This is a genomic window from Bradyrhizobium sp. Bra78, assembly GCF_024519855.1.
Lineage (GTDB): Bacteria > Pseudomonadota > Alphaproteobacteria > Rhizobiales > Xanthobacteraceae > Bradyrhizobium > Bradyrhizobium japonicum_G.
This window is the reverse complement of record NZ_JALJRE010000014.1, coordinates 1-20,251: the sequence shown is the minus strand read 5'-3', so window position 1 is coordinate 20,251 and position 20,251 is coordinate 1. Positions and strand designations below refer to the sequence as shown.

At 62.6% G+C, this 20,251-nt stretch carries 18 protein-coding genes and 2 tRNA genes; 15 read left to right on the top strand and 5 right to left on the bottom strand.

Going from position 1 to position 20,251, the window contains the following annotated elements:
• Window position 1: 1 nt before the first annotated feature.
• Both OC450_RS27090 and OC450_RS27085 read right to left on the bottom strand, forming a co-directional pair.
• Complete coding sequence (locus OC450_RS27090) at window positions 2–1,162, bottom strand: acyl-CoA dehydrogenase family protein (protein WP_211386184.1); 1,161 nt, start codon at window positions 1,160–1,162, stop codon at window positions 2–4.
• A gap of 18 nt (window positions 1,163–1,180) precedes the next feature.
• On the bottom strand, window positions 1,181–2,245 hold the full coding sequence (locus OC450_RS27085; protein WP_262048985.1) for an acyl-CoA dehydrogenase family protein: 1,065 nt from the start codon (window positions 2,243–2,245) through the stop codon (window positions 1,181–1,183).
• 247 nt (window positions 2,246–2,492) lie between these two features.
• Between OC450_RS27085 and OC450_RS27080 the strand changes: the two genes are divergently transcribed.
• Window positions 2,493–3,278, top strand: coding sequence for an SDR family NAD(P)-dependent oxidoreductase (locus tag OC450_RS27080; protein WP_256805495.1), 786 nt, complete (start codon window positions 2,493–2,495; stop codon window positions 3,276–3,278).
• 155 nt (window positions 3,279–3,433) lie between these two features.
• On the opposite strand, the gene OC450_RS27075 is transcribed toward OC450_RS27080, so the two are convergent.
• A complete protein-coding gene (locus OC450_RS27075; protein ID WP_211386187.1) occupies window positions 3,434–3,706 on the bottom strand; it encodes a GlsB/YeaQ/YmgE family stress response membrane protein in 273 nt (90 codons plus the stop codon).
• A 42-nt stretch (window positions 3,707–3,748) separates the two neighbouring features.
• Window positions 3,749–4,351, bottom strand: a complete 603-nt coding sequence (locus OC450_RS27070) for a YidB family protein (protein WP_262048984.1) — start codon at window positions 4,349–4,351, stop codon at window positions 3,749–3,751.
• A 144-nt stretch (window positions 4,352–4,495) separates the two neighbouring features.
• On the opposite strand from OC450_RS27070, the gene OC450_RS27065 reads away from it, so the two are divergent.
• Window positions 4,496–5,497 (top strand): 2-dehydropantoate 2-reductase, encoded by a 1,002-nt coding sequence (locus tag OC450_RS27065; RefSeq protein WP_256805497.1) that lies wholly within the window; start codon window positions 4,496–4,498, stop codon window positions 5,495–5,497.
• 25 nt (window positions 5,498–5,522) lie between these two features.
• A complete protein-coding gene (locus OC450_RS27060) occupies window positions 5,523–5,735 on the top strand; it encodes a hypothetical protein (protein ID WP_262048983.1) in 213 nt (70 codons plus the stop codon).
• A 120-nt stretch (window positions 5,736–5,855) separates the two neighbouring features.
• Here OC450_RS27060 and OC450_RS27055 read toward each other — a convergent pair whose 3' ends face one another.
• Window positions 5,856–6,488 (bottom strand): hypothetical protein, encoded by a 633-nt coding sequence (locus OC450_RS27055; protein WP_211386191.1) that lies wholly within the window; start codon window positions 6,486–6,488, stop codon window positions 5,856–5,858.
• 209 nt (window positions 6,489–6,697) lie between these two features.
• On the opposite strand from OC450_RS27055, the gene OC450_RS27050 reads away from it, so the two are divergent.
• From OC450_RS27050 to OC450_RS26995, 12 genes are all read left to right on the top strand, one after another.
• Window positions 6,698–7,726: an alpha/beta hydrolase gene (locus tag OC450_RS27050; protein WP_262049045.1), complete on the top strand. Its 1,029-nt coding sequence runs from the start codon at window positions 6,698–6,700 to the stop codon at window positions 7,724–7,726.
• A gap of 156 nt (window positions 7,727–7,882) precedes the next feature.
• Entirely contained in the window at window positions 7,883–8,608 is a 726-nt protein-coding gene (locus tag OC450_RS27045) for an AMP-binding enzyme (protein ID WP_262048982.1), read from the top strand.
• 15 nt (window positions 8,609–8,623) lie between these two features.
• The gene (locus OC450_RS27040) at window positions 8,624–9,262 is read left to right on the top strand and encodes an RraA family protein (protein WP_211386193.1); all 639 of its coding nucleotides are present in this window, start codon (window positions 8,624–8,626) and stop codon (window positions 9,260–9,262) included.
• A gap of 27 nt (window positions 9,263–9,289) precedes the next feature.
• Window positions 9,290–9,661: a dimethylsulfonioproprionate lyase family protein gene (locus OC450_RS27035; RefSeq protein ID WP_211386194.1), complete on the top strand. Its 372-nt coding sequence runs from the start codon at window positions 9,290–9,292 to the stop codon at window positions 9,659–9,661.
• A 47-nt stretch (window positions 9,662–9,708) separates the two neighbouring features.
• Window positions 9,709–10,665, top strand: coding sequence for a tripartite tricarboxylate transporter substrate-binding protein (locus OC450_RS27030; protein ID WP_262048981.1), 957 nt, complete (start codon window positions 9,709–9,711; stop codon window positions 10,663–10,665).
• 104 nt (window positions 10,666–10,769) lie between these two features.
• Window positions 10,770–10,846, top strand: a tRNA-Arg gene (locus tag OC450_RS27025).
• Window positions 10,847–10,911: 65 nt separating this feature from the next.
• A tRNA-Met gene (locus tag OC450_RS27020) sits at window positions 10,912–11,000 on the top strand.
• Between the two features lie 447 nt (window positions 11,001–11,447).
• The gene (locus OC450_RS27015) at window positions 11,448–11,669 is read left to right on the top strand and encodes a ribbon-helix-helix domain-containing protein (protein ID WP_262048980.1); all 222 of its coding nucleotides are present in this window, start codon (window positions 11,448–11,450) and stop codon (window positions 11,667–11,669) included.
• A 29-nt stretch (window positions 11,670–11,698) separates the two neighbouring features.
• Window positions 11,699–13,558 (top strand): DNA methyltransferase, encoded by a 1,860-nt coding sequence (locus OC450_RS27010; protein ID WP_262048979.1) that lies wholly within the window; start codon window positions 11,699–11,701, stop codon window positions 13,556–13,558.
• Window positions 13,545–15,665 (top strand): SAM-dependent methyltransferase, encoded by a 2,121-nt coding sequence (locus tag OC450_RS27005; RefSeq protein WP_262048978.1) that lies wholly within the window; start codon window positions 13,545–13,547, stop codon window positions 15,663–15,665. The genes OC450_RS27010 and OC450_RS27005 overlap by 14 nt, the downstream gene beginning before the upstream one ends.
• The gene (locus tag OC450_RS27000) at window positions 15,662–18,910 is read left to right on the top strand and encodes a hypothetical protein (RefSeq protein WP_262048977.1); all 3,249 of its coding nucleotides are present in this window, start codon (window positions 15,662–15,664) and stop codon (window positions 18,908–18,910) included. The genes OC450_RS27005 and OC450_RS27000 overlap by 4 nt, the downstream gene beginning before the upstream one ends.
• Entirely contained in the window at window positions 18,904–19,989 is a 1,086-nt protein-coding gene (locus OC450_RS26995) for a phospholipase D family protein (protein WP_262048976.1), read from the top strand. The genes OC450_RS27000 and OC450_RS26995 overlap by 7 nt, the downstream gene beginning before the upstream one ends.
• Window positions 19,990–20,251: the final 262 nt, after the last annotated feature.

Genomic DNA, 20,251 nt, shown 5'->3' with positions numbered 1-20,251 from the left:
ATTAGCGCAAACCAAGCCCGCGGGCGATGATGCCGCGCAGCACTTCGGTGGTGCCGCCCTGGATCGTGAGTTTCGGCGCGGTCTTGATGGCGAAATCGAGCTGTCGCTCCAGCGTCTCGCGGTTGGTCGCGGTCTCCTCGACGAACGCCGCCAGATCGCGGACGCGGTGCGGAAGCTGCTGCTCCCAGACCGTGCCGATGTCCTTGACGATTGAAGCTTCCACCACGGGCTCCTTGCCGGCCTGCAGCATGCCGGCGACCGAGACCGACATGCGGCGCATGGTGTGGAGCTGCGCGACCAGGCGGCCGATGCCTTCGGCGCTGCGCGTGTCTGGATTCGGACCGACCGCGCGGACCAGCTCGGTCAGCACGTAGTAAGTCTCCAGAAAACGCTCGGGACCCGAACGCTCATAGGCAAGCTCGCTCGTCGCCTGCTTCCAGGCGCCGTCGACCTCGCCGAGCACGTGATCGTCGGGCACGAAGAAGTCGGTGAAGACGACCTCGTTGAACTCGTACTGGCCGGTGATCTGGCCGATCGGGTTCACCTGGATGCCCGGCTGCTTCATCTTGACCAGGAACTGCGTCAGGCCGTGACGGCGGTTCTCCTTGGTCGGCGGCGAGGTGCGGAAGATCGCGATCATGTAGTCGGCGATGTGCGCCGACGACGTCCAGATCTTGGTGCCGTTGATGAGATAGCCGCCGTCGGTCTTGGTCGCGCGCGTTTTTGCCGCGAACAGGTCCGAGCCGGAGTTCGGCTCGCTCATGCCGATCGCAAAGCAGATCTCGCCGCGGCAGATGCGCGGCAGGATGTCCATCTTGATGTGCTCAGGCGCGTATTTGATCAGCACCGGTCCGCTCTGGCGGTCGGCGACGAAGAACCGTCGCGTCGGTGCATTGGCGACGCGCATCTCCTCGGTCACGACGTAACGCTCGAGGAACGAGCGCTCCTGGCCGCCATACTTCTTCGGCCAGGTCATGCCGAGCCAGCCCTTGGCGCCGACCCGGCGGGAAAATTCCGGCGCGTCGGTGTCCTCGCGGTTGGGCTTGTGCGGATCGAAGGTGCCGGCGGCGATTTCCTCGGCAAGGAACGCGCGCACCTCCTTGCGCAATTGCTCGCACTTCTCGGGCAGGCGGATCGGATCGAAACGAAGGGCAGCGGTCATTGTTGTCTCGTCCCCTGATCAGCGCGAAGCCACGAGCGGCCACAATTCGTCGGCGCCGCGATTGGCAATGAGCTTGCCGAGCTCGACGGCCCAGTGGCTCTCCGAACCGAAATCGTCGCGCCAGGCCAGCGCCCGCAACGAATAGCGGTGCAGGATGTGCTCCAAGGTGAAGCCGATCGCGCCATGCACCTGATGCGCGATGGCGCCGCCTTTTTCGGCGGCTTCCGCGCAGCGGATCTTGGCCGAAGCGGCTTCGAGATAGACCTCGTCGTCGAACGTCCTTGCGTTGGCAATGGCGTCGGCGGCGGAGGTCGCGGCGGCAAGCGCGGCGGCGGACTCACCGGCAAGACGGGCGAGATTGTGCTGCACCGCCTGGAACTTCGAGATCTTCTTCTCGAACGCGACGCGCTCGTTGGAGTAGCGCACGGAGATGTCGAGCATCGCTTCCAGCGCGCCCGCGATCTGAAGGCTGCGCGCGACGCCGCCCATCAGCATCATTGTGGTCTGGTCAAAACCCTTCGGCGCGGGCCTGAGGGTGACGGGCTGGACCTTGTCGAGCGTGACGGTGTCGCTGTGGTCGTAGCCGACATTGAGTCCGGATTCGATCCGGCCCTTGCTCGCATCGACCAGCGCGATCGAGGCGCCGTCCCTGCCGTGCGCCAGCACAGCAAAGTGCTTGGCCGCTTTCGCAAACGGCACGCCGCGGGCGCGGCCGGAGAGCGAGCCGTCGGCGGCGAGCGCGATGCGATCCTTCGGGGATGCCGGCAGCACCGTCATCTCGCCCTCGGGAGAAGCAATTTTCGCCTGCGCCAGCAGCCAGCCCGCTAGCATGGTCTCGGCCAGGGGAACCGCGACCGCGAAGCGGCCGGCGGCGTTGAGAAGCGCAAAGCCGTCGGCAAGGCTCGCGCCGGAGCCGCCGAGATCGTCGGGCACCCAGGACAATGGCAGGCCGGCTTCGCTCAGCGCCTGCCACAACGGCGCCTGCCACGAATCCTTCCTGTCGTTGTTGATGGTTTGCGGATCGGCGAGATCGGCGAAGATTTTCTCCGCGGTCTCGACGACGATATTGTCACTCTCCGCCACAGCGTTCCCCGTGTTTTGCCATTGGCGCGTCCGGCCCGGCGGGCGAGGCGCGCAGGTTCTTCTTGCGCCCGATGATCCGAAAAAGCCATGGCCCTGACAAGCGTTGATCGCAGGTCAACCTGCGGCGCGGGCATGGGCGCAACAACCGATCTGGACTAATTCCGCTTAGCGGAGTTTGCTCGATTTGCAGGGCGCGGCAAACTCGCTAAACAGGGCCAGCAACTTAATAACGGGGAAGGAAATCCGGATGGCAAAAGACAGTCTGTGCGCAATCGTGACGGGGTCCGCCTCCGGCCTGGGCGCTGCGACCGCGGAAATTCTCGCACGAAGCGGGGCGCGGCTCGTGATCAACTATTCGTCCAGTCAGAAGGAGGCCGAGGCGACGGCAGAGCTCTGCCGCAAGGCGGGCGCGGCCGAGGTGCTGGTCGCCCAGGGCGACGTCTCGAAGGATGACGATTGCCGCAGGATCGTTGCGGCCGCAAGCGGCTGGGGCAGGCTCGACGTGCTCGTCAACAATGCCGGTACGACCAAGCATGTCGCTCATGCCGATCTCGACGGATTGTCGGCGGACGATTTCCAGCGTCTCTACGGCGTCAACACCATCGGCCCGTTTCAGATGGTGCGCGCCGCCCGCAGCCTGCTCGAGGCGGGTGCGAAGGCTTCGGAGCGGCCGTCCGCCGTGGTCAACATATCCTCGGTTGCCGGCATCAGCGGCGTCGGCTCGTCGATCGCCTATGCCGCTAGCAAGGGCGCGCTCAACACCATGACGCTGTCGCTGTCGCGCGCGCTGGCGCCGCTGATCCGCGTCAACACCGTGTGTCCCGGCTATATCGATACGCCCTGGTTCACCAAGGGCCGCGGCGAGGCACAGGCCAAGCAGGTCCGCGACAGCGTGGTGGCGAAGGTGCCGCTGAAGGTTGCGTCATCCGCTGGAGACATCGCCCAGCTGGTCTGCTTCCTGGCGATGCCGGCCTCCAGCAACATGACCGGCGAGGTCGTGCGCATGGACGCGGGGATGCATTTGGTTACGTGAACTCGTCATTGCGAGCAAAGCGAAGCAATCCAGGCTGCCTCCAAGGCAACATTCAAGGCAACATTCAAGGCAACATTCTGGATCGCTTCGTCGCTTCGCTCCTCGCGATGACGATGAGGAGGCAGATGAGCCTCCTCACGCGACGGTTAGCGCCGTCACCCCTTGATCACGCCGCTGGCCACCAGGCGGTGCCAGATGAACAGCACCACCACCGCGCCGATCGTGGCCATGATGAAACCGGCGCCCTGGTCCGGGCCGTAATGCCCGATCGCCTGGCCGATGAAAGTTGCGAGAAACGCCCCGCCGATGCCGAGGATGGTGGTGAGGATGAAGCCGCTCGGGTTGTTCGGTCCCGGCGCGAGCCAGCGCGCGATGAGGCCGGCGATGAAGCCGACGACGATGATCCACAACAGGCCGCCGAAACTCATGACAGTGCTTCCCTTCCCGAGAACGCGTAGATCACAATTTGACTAGATTCTGCCCGAGATCTCGTTCTCGGTCGGCAGCCGCCCGTCCGGCGTCAGATGGTCGACCACCTGCGGCAGGTACTGGCTGAGGCCGGAGAGCAGCTCCTCGCGCGACAGGCCGCTCTGGGCGGACAGGCTCTCGATCTGGTCGGCGCCGAGCGCCTTGGCGAGATCGCCGGGCGCGATCGCCTTGTTCTCACCCTTGCCGACCCAGGTGCTTGCGGTCTCGCCATGGCCGCCCTGCTGGAGCTGGTTGAGGAGATCACCGAGCCCGCCGCTGAGCACGCTGCCGGCCGCGCCGCCCGCGAGCAGGCCGCCAAGGCCGCCCTTCAAGAGGTCACCGAGGCCGCCGCTTCCGCCAAGTGCTCCTCCGAGGCCACCACCTGGGCCTGCATTCACCGGCGGGGGGGGCTGCGTCGGCGTCGGGGACGGCTGTGGCGCGCTGCCGGACTGGTTGGCTGTCAGATGCTTGAAAGCCTTCCAGGCGAGCAGGCCGAGGAGCGCCATGGTCATCGGCGACATGCCGCTGGAGGATTTCTCAGAACTTGGCGTGCTCGGGCCGCGCGGGCCGTTCTGCATTCCGTTGAGGACGTCGAGCAAACCCATGGCGTTCTCCTGCCGATAACAAGCCCCGTTCAAAAACATATGAGGCTCTCATGACGGTTACAAGGCGATTGCACCGCAACCGTTCCATGGGCAGGCGGCCTCGCCTCTGCTATCGAAGGCGGGTCGTTCAGGGAGCAAGGTCTGGTGGTTACGGATCGATCGATCGTGGTGGCCGGCGCGGGCGCCATCGGCTGTTTCGCCGGCGGCATGCTGGCGGCCGGCGGCCGCCGCGTCGCGCTGCTGGTGCGGCCGCGGGTCAAGACCGAGATCGAGCGGTTCGGCCTGCTTCTGACCGATTTCGACGGCTCCGGGAAGAAGCTGGAGGCGGGCCAGTTCGCGCTGTCGGAAGATCCCGCGATCTTCCACAGCGCCGGCATCGTGCTGGTCACGGTGAAGAGCGCCGACACCGCCGAAGTGGCGGATCAGATCGCGCAGCATGCGCCGCAGGACGCCGTCATCGTCTCCCTGCAAAACGGTGTCGGCAATGTCGCGGTGCTGCGCGAACGCCTCGGCGACCGGCGCGTGCTCGCCGGCATGGTGCCTTTCAACGTCATCGCGATGGGCGAGGGCCGTTTCCACCGTTCGACCTCCGGCGACATCCATATTGGCGAGGACGCGGACAATACGGCTGCCGCGCTGTCGGTGCCGGGGCTCACCCTGCGCGCGAGCCGCGACATCGCCGGCGTGCAATGGGGCAAGCTGATCATCAACCTGAACAACGCGCTCAGCGCCTTGTCCGACATGCCGCTCGCCGCGCAACTGGCGAACCGCGACTGGCGAAAGCTGTTCGCCGACCAGATGGCGGAGGGGCTGGCTGCGATGAAGGCCGCCGGCATCAATCCGGTTTCGGCGACGCCGATCCCGATGAGGTGGACGCCGACCTTGCTGCGGCTGCCCGACATGATCTTCAACGCGATCCTGGGACGCACGATGAAGATCGATCCGGAGGCGCGCTCCTCGATGTGGCAGGATCTGAAGCAGGGCCGCAGGACCGAAATCGACTATCTCCAGGGCGCAGTCATCGCGCTCGCGGAGCAGAACAACATCGACGTGCCGCTGATGCGCCGCATTGTTGCGCTGATCAAGGAAGCTGAAGTCGCGGGCAAGGGTCCGCCCGGGCTGACACCGCAACAGATACGCGGGTAGCGCATGAGTGCGAGGGAGGAACGCGATGAGGCGTTGTTTGATGATCGGGCTCGCGCTGGCCGGGCTCTGCTGCGGATCGACGCTCGCCTTTGCGAGGCCGCCGACGGTCATGAATTCTCCCGGCTATGACAGGCGATTGCAGGAGAGCAGGTCGCAGTTGGGCAGTTCACCGGCGACGGCGCCAACGAATGCGCCGGTCGCGACTCCCAAGCGCAGCAAGAAGAAGCATCCGAACTGAGAATGTAGGTGCGAATCTACATCCAACCCGTCATTGCGAGCGCAGCGACGCAATCCAGAATCCCTCCGCGGAAAAAATCTGGACTGCTTCGCTGCGCTCGCAATGACGGTTGTGGCTGGCTCAGCCCTTCTTCGCGGGCTTGCTCGGCGTCGGGTTGAACAGCTTCTTCAGCTCGTTCAATCCATCCGAAAGCCGCGGCCATTCGCAGGAGAACGAGCCCTTGATGCAGGGCGCGCCCTTCGGCCGCGGCCGCGTCTCGCCGACCGCAGCCTGCAGCACCTTCGGCCGCTCGACCGGGACCGGCACGCGCGCGACCTCGGTGCGCAGCGCGATCTGCTGGAGCTGCTGCGCCTGTTGTTCCTGCTGCTCGCGCTGCTGGCGCGCGGTGGCCCGGGCCGCCTCATTGCTGCGGCGCTGATTGGCGAGATAGGCGGTATAGGATTCGTCGATCTTCTTCTGCTCCTCCGGCGTCGGATTGGGGCCGGCGATGTCGAAGGTGCGGTCCTGGAGGAAGTCGTAATAGGAATAGCCGCCGCCTGTCTTGCGCCGGCCGGCGAACTTCGCGTTGCAGTCGGCGAGCGCGGATGTCTTTTCGGCCTTGGTCGCGGCCTTCTCGGCGGCGTCGGCGCATTCCTCGAAATCGACCGGCGCGCGCTTCCACCATTGCGCATGGGCATGCGACGTCGTCAGCAGGGAAAATCCTGCTGCGGCAACGACAAGCGCCGCACGACGCGATGCAACTGCGTTCGACATTCTACGAGAGCATTCCCTGCAAAACTCAACCCGAACTGAGTCGAGCCGGATTTTTGCCCCTTTATCGCCGGCTTGTCACCCATGGAACCCGGGAATTTCATGGCTGCAATGCTGACATTTTTTGCTTGACGTGGCCCGGGAGTCACAGCCGAGCGGCATGGGATGCGCTTAGACTTTTATCGATTTGAATTCGAAGGGGAATGTTCGTCATGAGAGCGCTGGCCTGTCTCGCTGCAATCGCGCTGACGCTCGTGTCCAGCCATGCGTTCGCAGCCGACGAGGATGCGCCCAACCGCAAGCCCGTGAGAGCGATCGCCGACGCGCGGCTCCCGGTCGGCGGCCAGGGCATGCTGCCGCTCTATCTCTCCAGCGACTGGTCGCTGCCGCTGCCGGCGATCTCGCGCGCGATCATCGTGCTGCACGGGCGCCTGCGCAATGCCGATGAATATTATATCTCGGCCCATTCCGCGCAGATCGCAGCGGGCGACGACGGCAAGAGCGCGCTCATGATCGTGCCGCAGTTCCTGGCAGAGATCGATGTCGTCGCGCACAAGCTGCCTGCGGACACGCTGCGCTGGTCGCTGGAGGGATGGGAGGGTGGCGATGCCGCGCTGGCGCCGAACCCGGTGTCGTCCTTCGAGGCGCTCGATGCGATCCTGGCAAAACTCTCGGACCGGCGCATTTTCCCGAACCTGAAACAGGTCGTGGTCGCCGGCCATTCCGGCGGCGGCCAGGTCGCGCAGCGCTACGCCATCGCCGGCAAGGGCGAGGCGGCGCTGTCGCGCCAGCACATCGAAGTGCGCTACGTCGTCGCCAATCCTTCGTCCTACGCCTATTTCAGCAATGCGCGGCCCGTACCGGCCATCGCCGCATCCTGCGCGGGCTTCAACAATTGGAAATACGGCATGGACGCGCGCCCGCCCTATCTCGCGGACGCGACACCGGCCGCGCTCGAGCAGCGATATGTCGATCGCGAGGTGATCTACCTGCTCGGCACCCTCGACACCAATCCGAAACATTCCGCGCTGGACAAGAGCTGCATGGCCGAAGCGCAGGGGCCGTATCGCTACGCCCGCGGCCATGCCTATGTCGATGCGATGGCCAAGCGCGACCACGGCACGCCCAATCACAAGGTATGGGACGTGGCCGGCGTCGGGCATGACGGCGACAAGATGCTGACGTCCAAATGCGGCCTTGCGGCGCTGTTCGACAGTCCGGGTTGCGGTGCAGAGCATTGATGCGGATGTCTTGAAGGTCTCCGTCTCGAAGGCTTGGTTCTCGAAGGCTTGCTTCTTGAAGGCTTGCGTCTTGAAGGGTTGGCCCCGGCTGTTACACTTCATCCCGTGATCGCCTCGCCCTGGGGCGACGCCAAGAAGACGAAGTGGAAACGCCTGATGCTGCTGCCCCTGTCCGATGTGCCGCGCTGGTACGCCGAGCGCAAGCCGCAAGGCACGATCGCCGTCCGTCACGGGCAGGACACGCTGACATGGGACGAGCTCGAGCGCGGCGCCAACCGGCGCGCGCGGGCGTTTGCCGCCAAGGGCGTCAAGCCCGGCGACTTCGTCGCGATCGGTTTGCCCAACGGCAATGCGTTCTTCGAGACATATTTCCTCAACAATGACGGCAAGGACGCCACCTATCACTATCTCGGCGCCGAGCCGAAGCGCCGCGCCAACGGCTGGGAATCGCTCGGCGATATCGGCAGGCTGGATGCGGAAGGCTACCTCTATCTCGGCGACCGGCTCGCCGACATGATGCTGCGCGGCGGCGCCAACATCTATCCGGCCGAGGTCGAGGCCGCGGTCTCCGAGTGTCCCGGCGTGCGCTCCTGCGTGGTGGTGGGACTGCCCGATCCGGAATTGGGCCAGCGCGTGCATGCCATCATCGAGCCGGAGCCCGGCGCGGACGGTCAGGCCATCGCCGACGGCATGGCGGACTTTTTGAAGGACAGGCTCAGCCGCTACAAGCACCCGGAGAGTTTCGAGATCGTCGGCGCCCCGCCGCGCGATGATTCCGGAAAAGTCCGCCGCACGCTGTTGCGCGACGAGCGCGCAGCGTGGATGAAGGAAGGGCGCGCCTTCCGGATCATGCCGGCGAAAGCGCGGGCGCACGCCGAATAATAAGGATTCCTGGATATGACGATCACGATCGCAACGAACAGCGTGCCGAAGCCGCCCGCCGAGATCATCGAGGGCTTTCGCGGTGCGCCAACCTCGGTCATTTCAGACAATCTCGCCCGGCTGCCGGGCGCGGTGGGGCTGAAGCCCTATCATCGCGGCGGCAAGCTGGTGGGCACGGCCTTCACCGTGCGCACCCGTCCCGGCGACAATCTCGCCATCCACCGTGCGCTCGAGCTGGTCGGTCCGGGTGACGTCATCGTGGTCGATGGCGGCGGCGACGAGACGCGGGCGCTGGTCGGCGAGATCATGAAGAACATCGCGCAATGGCGCAAAGCGGAAGGCTATGTGATTGATGGCGCGATCCGCGACGTCGCGGCCTTCGCCGGCGACGATTTTCCCTGCTACGCCCGCGCGGTGATCCACCGCGGGCCGTACAAGAACGGCCCCGGCGAGATCAACGTGCCGGTCTCTGTCGGTGGTAGCGTGATCTCGCCCGGCGACATCGTGGTCGGCGACGAGGATGGCGTGGTGTCGTTTCCCGCGGCCGGCGCGGCGGCGCTGCTGGAAGCGGTCCGCGCCCAGGTCGCGCGTGAGGAAGAGACGCTGAAGGCGATCCGCGAGGGCCGCTACCAGGGCTCGTATGGAAAATCCTGACAAGACCGAAACGAAGGGGAGAGTAGCGTGAGCCAGAAGGACGAATTCCACAATATCGATAATCCCGGCGACGGGCTGTTTCGCGAACTCGCCGCGGGGGTGACCACGCGCATCTTCTCCGGCGAGCAGGCGATGCTGTCGGTGGTGACGCTGGCGCCGCATGCGCAGGGCACCCTGCATCATCATCCCGAGGAGCAATGGGGCGTGCTCCTCGACGGCTCCGCCATCCGCGTCCAGGGCGAGGAGGAGATTGCCGTGAAGAAGGGCGATTTCTGGCGCACGCCCGGCAACGTGCCGCACACCATGCGCGCCGGGCCCGACGGCGCCCGCGTGCTGGACATCTTCAGTCCGCCGCGGCCAGAATACAAAAAAGCGGGGTCGGGTTTCGGGACGACCTAAGCGCCAAAGAGCAAAAGCCGGGCGCAGCACACCCAAGGGAGGGGACCATGACGATCACACGACGCACGCTGCTGGCCGCGCCGGCCATCCTCGCAATCGCACCGGCGGCGGCGCAAGCCGGCAAGATCACGCTGGTGGTGCCGTTTCCACCAGGGGGATCGACCGATGCGATGGCGCGGCTGCTCCAGAGCCATCTGCAAACGAAGCTCAACCGCATCGTCATTGTCGAGAACAAGTCGGGCGCCGCCGGCGCGCTCGGCGCGGCGCAAGTCGCCAAGAGCCCGCCGGACGGCTCGACGTTCCTGGTGACCTTCGATTCCCACGCGGTGATCCCGTCCATCCTCGACAAGCCGCCCGTCGATGTCGAGCGCGAGCTGACGCCGGTCTTGCTGATCGGTACCGCGCCTTACGTGATCGCGGCGGGTGCGGGCCGTCCCTACAAGAGCTTTGCCGACGTGGTGGCAGCCTGCAAGGCAATCCCGGGTGCGGTGAAATACGCCTCCGTCGGTATCGGCACGCTCGGCCATCTCGCCATGACCGTGCTCGGCAACAAGGCCGGCGTCGAGATCATGCACGTGCCTTATCGCGGCGGCGGCCCGGCCATGAACGACGTGCTCGGCGGCCATGTCGACCTGATCGCGGGATCGGCGGCGCTGGTCGCAGCCCAGCTCGGCACCAACATGCTCCGTCCGATCCTGCAGCTCGGCCGCGAGCGGCTGCCGGGCCTGCCGGATACGCAGACCGCGATCGAGGCGGGCTTTCCGGACTTCGAGACACTGACCTGGTGGGGCATCTTCGCCCCCGCAGGCACACCGCCCGACATCGTCTCCGCCATGGCGACGGCGTCCAGGGAGATCCTGAGCGAGCCCGCGACCGCCGCCCAGCTCAAGGAGACGCAGCAGATGACGTTGCTGCTCGAGGACGGCCCCGCCTTCAAGACGTTCTTCGACAAGCAGGTCGCCACTTGGGGCAAGGTGGTGAAGGACAACAATATCAGGGCGTAGAGGCCGCCGGCAGATATCCGCATTCGGCCGAGCGAAGGGCTTCCGGTCCCGCTACCGCTTTGGTATGTACAGCTCCAGGTAACCTGCCAGCCGGCGGGTTCCGCGGTCCCGTAGCTCAGCCGGATAGAGCGGCGGTTTCCTAAACCGTAGGTCGCATGTTCGAGTCATGCCGGGATCGCCAACAAAAACAACAACTTAGTTGGTTTTCGTGGGGTCAGGCACGATCTAGCGCAGGCTTGGGTAACGGCTGGGGTAGCGCATCGAAATTGTCAATTTGGGTACAATGCGTCAGGCCCATAACCTGAAGGTCATTAGGTTCAAATCCTATTCCCGCAACCGACCCCCAGGCGGGGGATTTCTCGACTGAGGCCTGAGCAATCCGAGTAACGTGCCCTGACGGAGTGACCGCGGTTGACGCTATTTCAGAGCCGTTGATCAGCCGGCCGCCTTGTGGCGCTCACGTGCTGCGCGTGAGATCGCAGGAATCGCCAAGTTTGGACTTTGGCGAAGATCAAGACTGAACCGGTAGGGTTGCGCGCGCCGGGTCTCTTTCGCAGCATCCAGTGTGGCCGCGATTGCTGCACGAGCAGGCCACAATCTGCCCCGCTGTGGTGAATCCCTTAACGAAGTCGGTAGTGGTCCTCGCGCGCCCATAGCTGCCCGCTCGCGAACGATGTTGTCAACTCGCCGAAGCGCCCTGCGGACGGCTCGACGGCTGACTCAAAGTGATGCAGCCTGTTGCAAAGTGAATCGCGTGCTCTTACTGTGAACAATACGAGAACATGGACCGCGCCGCCATGAGTGAAAAATTAAAAAAGTTCGGTCCACGCGTAACCGTCAGTGTCACTGCCCGGGACTATGACACTCTTAACGTTATTGCCGGACGGGACGACGTGTCTGTTTCATGGGTGGTCAGGCGCGCCATCGACGAATATCTCCGGCGACATCCCGATCCACAGCAGACGACGCAAGAGCGGCGCCCGGGCGTCTCTGAACGTGCCTGAAAGCAACATCCTGGGGGGAAGTTCTTCTTATGCGTGACTCAAGTTCGAGGCAGCGGAAGCCTGCCAAGGTCGTTCTCGAAGCATCTCTCAACGCGCTTTATCGACGCCCGTTGGCTGCCAACCGTTCCGGCTCCCTTTTTGGTGCGTTCCCCTATCCAACCAAAATTTCTCCTGATGCTGTTGCTTTCTACATTGCTGCGCATACTCGTCCCGGCGACACCGTCTTTGACGGGTTCGGCGGCAGCGGTTCGACTGGTCTTGCGGCTCTGCTTTGCGAACGGCCCAGCGATGCGCTACGTGCCGAGGCCAAACGCTTGGCGCTGGACGTCCAATGGGGCCCGCGCAACGCGGTTCTTTACGAGCTGGGCACGCTCGGCGCTTTCGTGAGCCGCACCCTCACCAATCCGCCCGACCCCGTGGCCTTCAGAAAGGCCGCGGAGGACGTGTTGGCCGCAGCCGAAAAGCAGGACGGCTGGATGTATGAGGCGCGTGATCCGTCCGGTGGCAAAGGCTCCCTTCGTCACATGATCTGGAGCGACAGCCTCCGGTGCCCGAGCTGTCGGAAGGCGGTCGCGCTGTGGGATGCCTGCGTCTCTCTTGAGCCGGCTGAAATTTCGTCTACGTTTTCGTGCCCCAAATGCGATCACATCTGCGCACTAGATGAAGTTCAGCGCGTTACGGTGACAGAGGCTGATGATGTTCTTGGCGAAGACCGGGAACTACGCCACCGCACACCTGCCCGCATTTATGGCTCCACAGGTGGTAAACGATGGTCGCGCGCGCCTCATTCATCAGACCTAGCTCTGATGAAAAAGATTGCATCAGAGCCGCTTCCTTCGTGCGTTCCTAAGGCTCTGATTCCCTGGGGTGATCTTTATAGAAAAGGGTACCATTTGGGAATTTCTCACGTTCATCACTTCTATACACGGCGCAACCTCATCGTCTTCGCGCGCATGTGGAAGCGGGCTGAATGCTATAAGGGGGCGTTGCGCGAGGGACTGCGGTTCTGGCTTCTTAGCTATAATGCCTCGCACGGCACGATCATGACCCGAGTTGTAGCCAAAACCGGTCAAAAAGACCTCGTTGTAACCAGCGCGCAGCCGGGCGTTCTCTATATCAGCGGCCTTCCCGTCGAGAAGAATCTGTTTGCGGGATTAAAGCGCAAGCTCTCAACAATCGCGCAGGCGTTCGAATTGATCCACGGCGGCAGCGGGAATGTCAAAGTCATCAACGGCTCAAGCTGCAATGTCGATCTGCCGTCCGGCAGTATCGACTATGTTTTTACCGATCCACCGTTCGGCGCGAACATTCCGTATGCGGAGCTGAATTTCATAAACGAGGCCTGGCTCAGGAGATTCACCGACAGGACTGACGAAGCCATCGTCAGCCCCAAACAAGAAAAATCAGTCGACTCGTATCGCGAGTTGTTGACCCGCTCTTTCAGCGAAGCGCGCCGGATTTTGAAGCCCACTGGTCAAGCGACTATGGTGTTTCACTCGGCGTCGGCCGAGATTTGGAATGCCCTGCAGCGGGCTTACCAAGACGCCGGCTTTGACGTTGAACACGCCGGCGTTCTGAACAAAACGCAAGGAAGCTTCAAGCAGGTGACGACCAAAGGTGCCGTGAGGGGCGATCCTGTACTTCTTCTGGGTCCGCGGCGTTGCAGCGCAGGCCATAGTGTGGAAAACGTCTGGAGCATCGCGGCAGCCTTGCACAGTGAGGCCTCTGTAGCCTGTGATCCGGCGGAGTTCACTGCGCCGCGTCTTTACTCGCGCTTTGTGAACTACTTCCTTAGCCGCCAGCAGCAAGTGCCGCTTGATGCGGACGTTTTCTACCGCTGGTTTGCGGAGCAATCACCGCAGGGAGTGCTGGTCAGTGCTGGCGAGTGATGCGCTTGCTGACATCCGAACGGCCGCGCGGCTATTCGAAGAAAATTTGCCTCCGGCCCAGCGCAAACGCCTAGGGCAATTCTTTACGGGCCTGCCGTTGGGACGTTTGCTTGCTCATCTCTCGCTCAGCAGCGAGAGCGTCACGATTCTCGATCCCATGGCCGGAAATGGCGACCTGCTGGACGCTGCCGCAACCGCAGCGCAGGAACGCGGCATTGCGGTAGCGCAGCTCGACGGCATTGAAGTCGAAGACACCACTGCTGCCTATTGCCGACGGCGGGCGGATGTTCATCGGAGCCGCATGGCAGATGTGAAGAGCGCGATCATAGCGGGCAGCGCGTTCGATCCCGCGGTGATCCGTCAGTTAAGGCCACAGGGGTATGATCTGGTCATCACCAATCCGCCTTATGTCAGATACCAGTCTCAGAAGGGCGATAACCACGGCATTGCTGCAGTCCGCGAAGGTCTGCGCACCATTATCGACGAGCGGACGAGGGGAGCCGAGCGCTCACTATGGCAGATTCTTGCCGCAGGATATTCTGGCCTTGCCGACCTTTCCGTGCCGGCATGGATCTTGTCGGCAGTCCTGACGCGGCCCGGCGGCCGACTTGCAATCGTGGCCCCGGCAACATGGCGTTCCCGGGATTATGCGGACATTGTTCGGTACCTCCTGTTGCGCCTTTTCGCGCTTGAATTCATCGTCGACGACACGCAGCCGGGTTGGTTTTCGGACGCGCTGGTCCGCACAAACCTAATCGTCGCAAGACGCCTAACAGTCGATCAGACAGCGGTGCCGCTCACAGAGCGGACCTCATGGGCAAATCCGCGGTGGCTCCAGATTGCGCCCATGGCGGCGAACGCTGAATCGCTCGTTGGCGCGGAGTTTTCTGAGCTTCATCCCGATACGGCCTTCGCGTTATGGGCGAGGTCCGGCGGCCGCGCTCTCCCGCATATCGACAATCGCGCGTTCGCTCTTGTTGACGAATGGAAAACTTTGGAGCACCGCCTGCGTCGTAAACGTTGGTTCCTGAAGGTGGAAGGGGTGACCTCGCGCGCTGCAGTTCGCGCGCAAGGTCGTGGAGCGGCGGATGTTCCTGAACCGCTGCGGGCGCTGATGCCCGCAGGGAGCGCTCTCGCCGATTTACAGACACTCACAGACGCGCAGATCAGGGTCAGCCAGGGATTGCGTACGGGCTGCAACCGATTTTTCTACATGACAATGCTGGCCGAGCACGATGACGGCACAGCCACGGTCGAGGCGTCAGAAAGTTTTCAAAGGCTGCGGTTCAAGGTGCCGAAGGAGGCTTTGCGGCCCGTACTGCATCGGCAGACAGACATTCCGGGCTTCGCGCGCGACCAGGTACCTCGTACGCGTGTTCTTGATCTATCGCGCTGGGTGCTGCCTGAAGATCTGGAAGCGGTGCTGAAGCACGAGCGGGCCTATCGTAAAGTAGGCAGATCACTACCCCGGCAGATGCCTTCAGAGCTTGCCGCCTTTGTGCGCCGTGCCTCCCTTCTTGCGCTTGATCCCGACGCGCCGTCACGGCTCATTCCTGATCTCTCGGCTGTTCGCACCAATGTGAAACTGCCGGGCAGAGCCAATCAAATTCCTGGTTTTTGGTACATGCTGCCGGCGTTTTCCGCCCGGCATTTGCCGGCGATGTTCATCCCGCGGATCAATCACGGGGCACCGGCGGCTTCATTGAATGTTCTGCCGCCGATCCTGATTGATGCGAATTTCTCGACCCTGTGGCCGGAAGGCCCACGATGGACAAACTTTGGCCTCTACGGGTTGTTCAGCAGCGTCTGGTGTCGCGCCGGGATGGAGGCCCTCGGGACGCCGCTGGGCGGCGGAGCGCTCAAGCTGGAGGCGACACATATTCGCCAGATACCGGTTCCGGTTTTTTCAGACGCTGATTGCCAAAAGCTCGGTGCGCTGGGGCATCGCCTAGCAGGGGCGGATTCTTCGGCGCTCGCCGATATCAACCAACTCGTGCTTGCAGCCGCGTTTCCGTCAGCAAATGAAGCCGCCCTGAAGGACTATGCCCGGTATATGGGAGCGCAACTCGGCGCCTCTTCTTCCGCCCGGCAGAGGATTGCGTCTTGAGCGCCGATATCGACAATATTCGTCAAACAATCGCCCGCGGCCGTATGCTGCGGGATGCTGGTCATGTGGAAGCCGTGCTGCGTAGCGAGCTTCAGGGGCGGCTACGGCTTATGTTCCCGGACACGTCCCATGTTAGCTGGATCAACAACTATACAGAAGGTGCCGAGGCCCACACTAAGGTAGGCGTTGCGTCCGGCAAGACCGCCTCGCGCTTCATCGACAATTTGGTGGGCTCGACGACGATTGAGTACGAGTCTGATTTGCGGATTATGACCAAGCGCGATACCGGTTATCTTCAGGTGCGCGAGCAGGCTGCAGGGCTGATCCGTAGCGGGGTGCCCCTGACATCAGTTAGGGGCGTACTATCTGATACGGTGGACTGGTACGCGTATGACGCGGTTCTGGCACCGGGCGCGGACAGCGCGTTTTGCACGGCAGAAGATATTACGCTCGTTCAGATTGACGAATTGCAGCTTTTGGATGACGGCAAGGTTTCGGCGGAGCGCCTGGGCGCGTTCATGCTAAAGCATCTGGCCCGCGAGCAGTCCCGGCCGCTGCGGGCAGACTTTCTGGCATCTGATCTTGGGATGGAGTCGCTGACCTATAAGAGCAGCGCCGCGCTTCTGGCCAAGCTTGTAGATGACGGGCGAGCCTCCTATCCCACAGCGAGCCTCGCCACCGAGCTATGGTCGCATTTCGTGGACCATCTGGAGGGATCATCCGGGACATTCCGCACAGAGGCCTATGTCGATGAGGTTTACGTTACGTTGCTGGCGCGTCTTCTGAGCGCAAACGTCCTTCAGGGCAAGGCGCTTCTAAGCGCGGACGATGAGCTGCGAACGATCCTCAACGGGGACTTCTTTCGCCACCGGTATCAGCTGGAAAATGTCGTTGAACAGGACTATTTCGGCTGGCTTCTGAATGCCCCGTATATCGACAAATTGGCTGTAATCGCTCGCGATCTGCAGCGGGATTTGTACGCCTATGATTTCGGGTGGCTGGCCGAGGAAGATTTGTTCGGCCGCCTGATGGCGCAACTCGCCCGCCGCAGCCAGCGCAAGCTTTTGGGGCAGGAATGGACGCCCCACTGGCTCGCACGCCTTCTTGCCGACCGCTGTCTTGACGGCCTCCCTGCAGGAGAACCGCCGCGTCTTGTCGATATGTGCTGCGGCTCGGGCACTATAGTAGCCGAGATCATAAAAGCCACGCGCCTGCGGTTCGGATTTACCGATATTGCAAGACTCGGCGAAGTGGCCACCGGCTTTGATATCGATCCGCTCGCCGTCAACCTTGCCAAGACGACATGGGTTGTCAGCCTTGCCGGAGAGATTAAGGCGGCTACCAAGCCGATTGTCATTCCGATTTACCACGCGGACTCGCTTTTCGCCGTCACGCCGCTTTCGGAGTCTGTGCCGCTAGATAACGACACTATCCCGGTTTCGCTTGACGGCATGACAGTGCAGTTGCCTACGGCGCTTGTTCAGCCGAAATACCGCGAATTTTTCGATCGCATCGTCGACTGGGCCTATGATGAGGCGAGAGATGCGCAGGCGCGTGGCGCTGTTGCGCCTTTTGCCAAGAGCGATGCGGACAGTTTTCTTGACGGCGCTATTATCGCGTTTGGGATCACGCTCCCGGCGGCACTATACACGCAGCTTTCCGAGGGCCTTTATCCGCTCGCACATCGAATGGCGGAGCTGGCGGTTACTGGTAGAAATGGTATTTGGGCGTTCATCCTGCGCAATACGTACCGGCCTGGCCTTCTCACCGGGCATTTCAATGGCCTCGTATCAAATCCGCCGTGGCTGGCGATGAGCGGGCTTGCGGACAATCCTTATAAGGAATTGCTGAGAGGACGCGCCAAGCTCTACGGCATCCAGCCAGCAGGCCAGTCGTTCCTTCATCTGGAACTGGGTACGATGCATCTGTTGCATGCGATTGACCGCTACCTCGGCACGGATGCTTCGGTCGCCTGCCTGGTGCCGGGCACTATCTTGAACGGCAATCACCATGAGAGGCTGCGCCGGCATGACTTTCTTGGCAGCGAGCGACCCGTGCCGTTTGAAATATCCGAGGTCTGGCAGGTGGCGCCGGGCACCTTCAAATACCCCGGCGCGGCATTGATCGGCCATAAAAGATCAGGGACGGCTTCGCTGCCGTTGCCAACTTTTTCCGGCGTTTTGGCGGCATCCACTGGCCTTGAAGAGGTCGATTTCTCGATACGAAAATTGGGCAATACGCGGAGCGCGTGGGTGCTGGAAAAAGGCGGCGGCCCGGCAGCGGGTGGGGGGATGGCCGATCTGCCGCAGCAAGGGGCGGACCTCATGCCGCGTACAGCCGTCTGCATCGAGGTCTTGCACGATGCGGGCGCTGAATATCGCGTGGACACGCCCGGTGCCGCGTCGCCCTGGCGGTTCACGGTGAAGTCGGCCAAGGAAATGGCCAAGGAGACGTTCCCCGGCTACGCCGCGCCGCGCTTCATTTACAAGATGGCGCAGTCGGAGAATCTTCTTCCCTATGTGCTCGGAAGCCACCGGGCACCGCTCGCCCTCCCGGCGATCCGTTTGGATAACGGGTCGTGGGTGGTTCTTGATGAGGCTGAGATACGAAAGCTCGGCCTGATCCAAACAGCCCGCCGCTTCGCCGCCATTAACAAGAAGCTGGAGACCGTAGGCAAGGGCAAAACCATACAGGAGCGCGTAGACGAGCGCGGAAAGCTGGCAAAGCAGGTCTTTGGATCCGAAGGATTCATCATTCTGGCGGGTGCCGGCGGCAAAAATATCTGTGCCGCCTGTGTACCGACGTCTGAGGCGAAGGACCTGGTGGTTGACCAGACTTTGTATTGGAAAGTCATTAAAGGCAAAGGAGAGGCTTGGTTTCAGGTGGGGATGCTGAACAGCCGCGCCCTTACAGCGGCGACGCTGCCTTTCAACCCTAAAGGCGATTTTAGCGAGCGGCACATCCATACCCTGCCCTATCGCCTAATGCCGATCTACGATCCGGGGAACGCCGACCATGTCAGGATCGCCGAGCTGGCCGAGGAAATTGCCAGTGTGGCGACAGCGCAGGCTCAAACCAATCCCTACCTGTGCGATCCCACCAAAGCGCTGACGGCCCGTCGCCGCAAGATGCGGGACTTCTTAGCAAAGTCACCGCTGGTTTCGGCGATTGAAGGGCTTGCAGGGGCGGCTCTTGGCGTAACCGTGAAGGCTGAAGACGATTCGACAGGAGATCCGGGTTGCTGATCGTTCAAAGTGCGGCAGAGCCCGCGGCCATCCGCAATGCCATCGTTGATTTAATCGCGCCTGCACCGATCTCGATGCAGGTTGCGGCAGCCTATGTGACCCAGGGCGGATCGGGCATCTTGCTTGCAGCTCTTGAGAATGCGGCCGGCCAAGCTGCGTTCACGGCGATGCCCAAAGTCCTCGTTACCTCCTTTGACTTTGGCCTTACGGAGCCCCAGGCCCTGCGCCAGTGGCAGGCCTTGCCGAATACTGAGGTGCGGGTGTCGGGAGCACAAAGGCTCTTGGAAGGCTCTCTTTTGCCGGCGCGGGCGTTTCATCCCAAGCTCTATGCGTTCAGTATCGATGCCCAGCATTGCAACGCGCTTATCGGTTCGGCCAATCTTACTTCGCGTGGCTTCAGCGTGAATACGGAAGCCGCGTGGGCGGAGCGCGATATACCGCGCCGGCAGATCGAAGCGGCCTTCACAAGTGCAGGCTTTGAAACCGTGCTCCTGACGGAGGCTCTTCTGGCAACTTACGAACGCTTGCGCATCGCGCAGCCGCCGCCGCGCGAAATCCAGCAGGAAGCCGAACCAGTAGCCGCGCCAGCGCCGCCGGTTGCAGCGGCGACGCCGCTTTTCCGGATGGCGATTGCGAACGGCACGATTAATCCCGGGAACTTCAATGCCATGTGGGTGCAAGGAGAAGCCCTTCAGGGCGGCTCACGCAATCAGCTGGAGCTACCGCGCGGTGGACACCGGTTCTTCGGCTTTGTGTTCAACCAGTATGATTATCCCGACAACCTGAAAATCGGGCTGCCGGTCCTTCGCAGCGGTGCCCATGTCTGGACGGACAGGCGCCTCACCTGGCATGGCAATAACGGCATGGAACGCATGAACCTGCCGACCGCGGCGCAGGGCGGATTCAACTATGCTGACACGGCTGTCATGTTCCGCCGCTTGGCGGACGGCTCGTTTGAATTAATCGTCACACCCTGGGATTCCGACCTTGCGCGTTCTTGGCGGCAGGCATCGGCACAGCGCAATACGCTTTTCCGGCTCGGCTCGATTGCCACGAACCGGGTTGTCGGTTTGCTTTAGCGCGAGGCGGCGTTTCGTTGGTTGACAAGCCGAGTTCGGCAGGCATATAAACCGCCCACTCCGGTGCGGCATTGCTTGACCTTCGGGCGGCTAAGGCACCGTGAGTTTCTCATTGCGATGAGCAAGCTAACATCCGATAGCTATCGGTTGTGTTTGTCGTGGAGTGAGAGTTTCAAGACTCCCGTCCAGGGAGATGGGTTCTTCGGATCCCGGGCTGTTTGACAAGTGAAGATGAAGAAAGAGAAACGTGGACGGCGGAGTC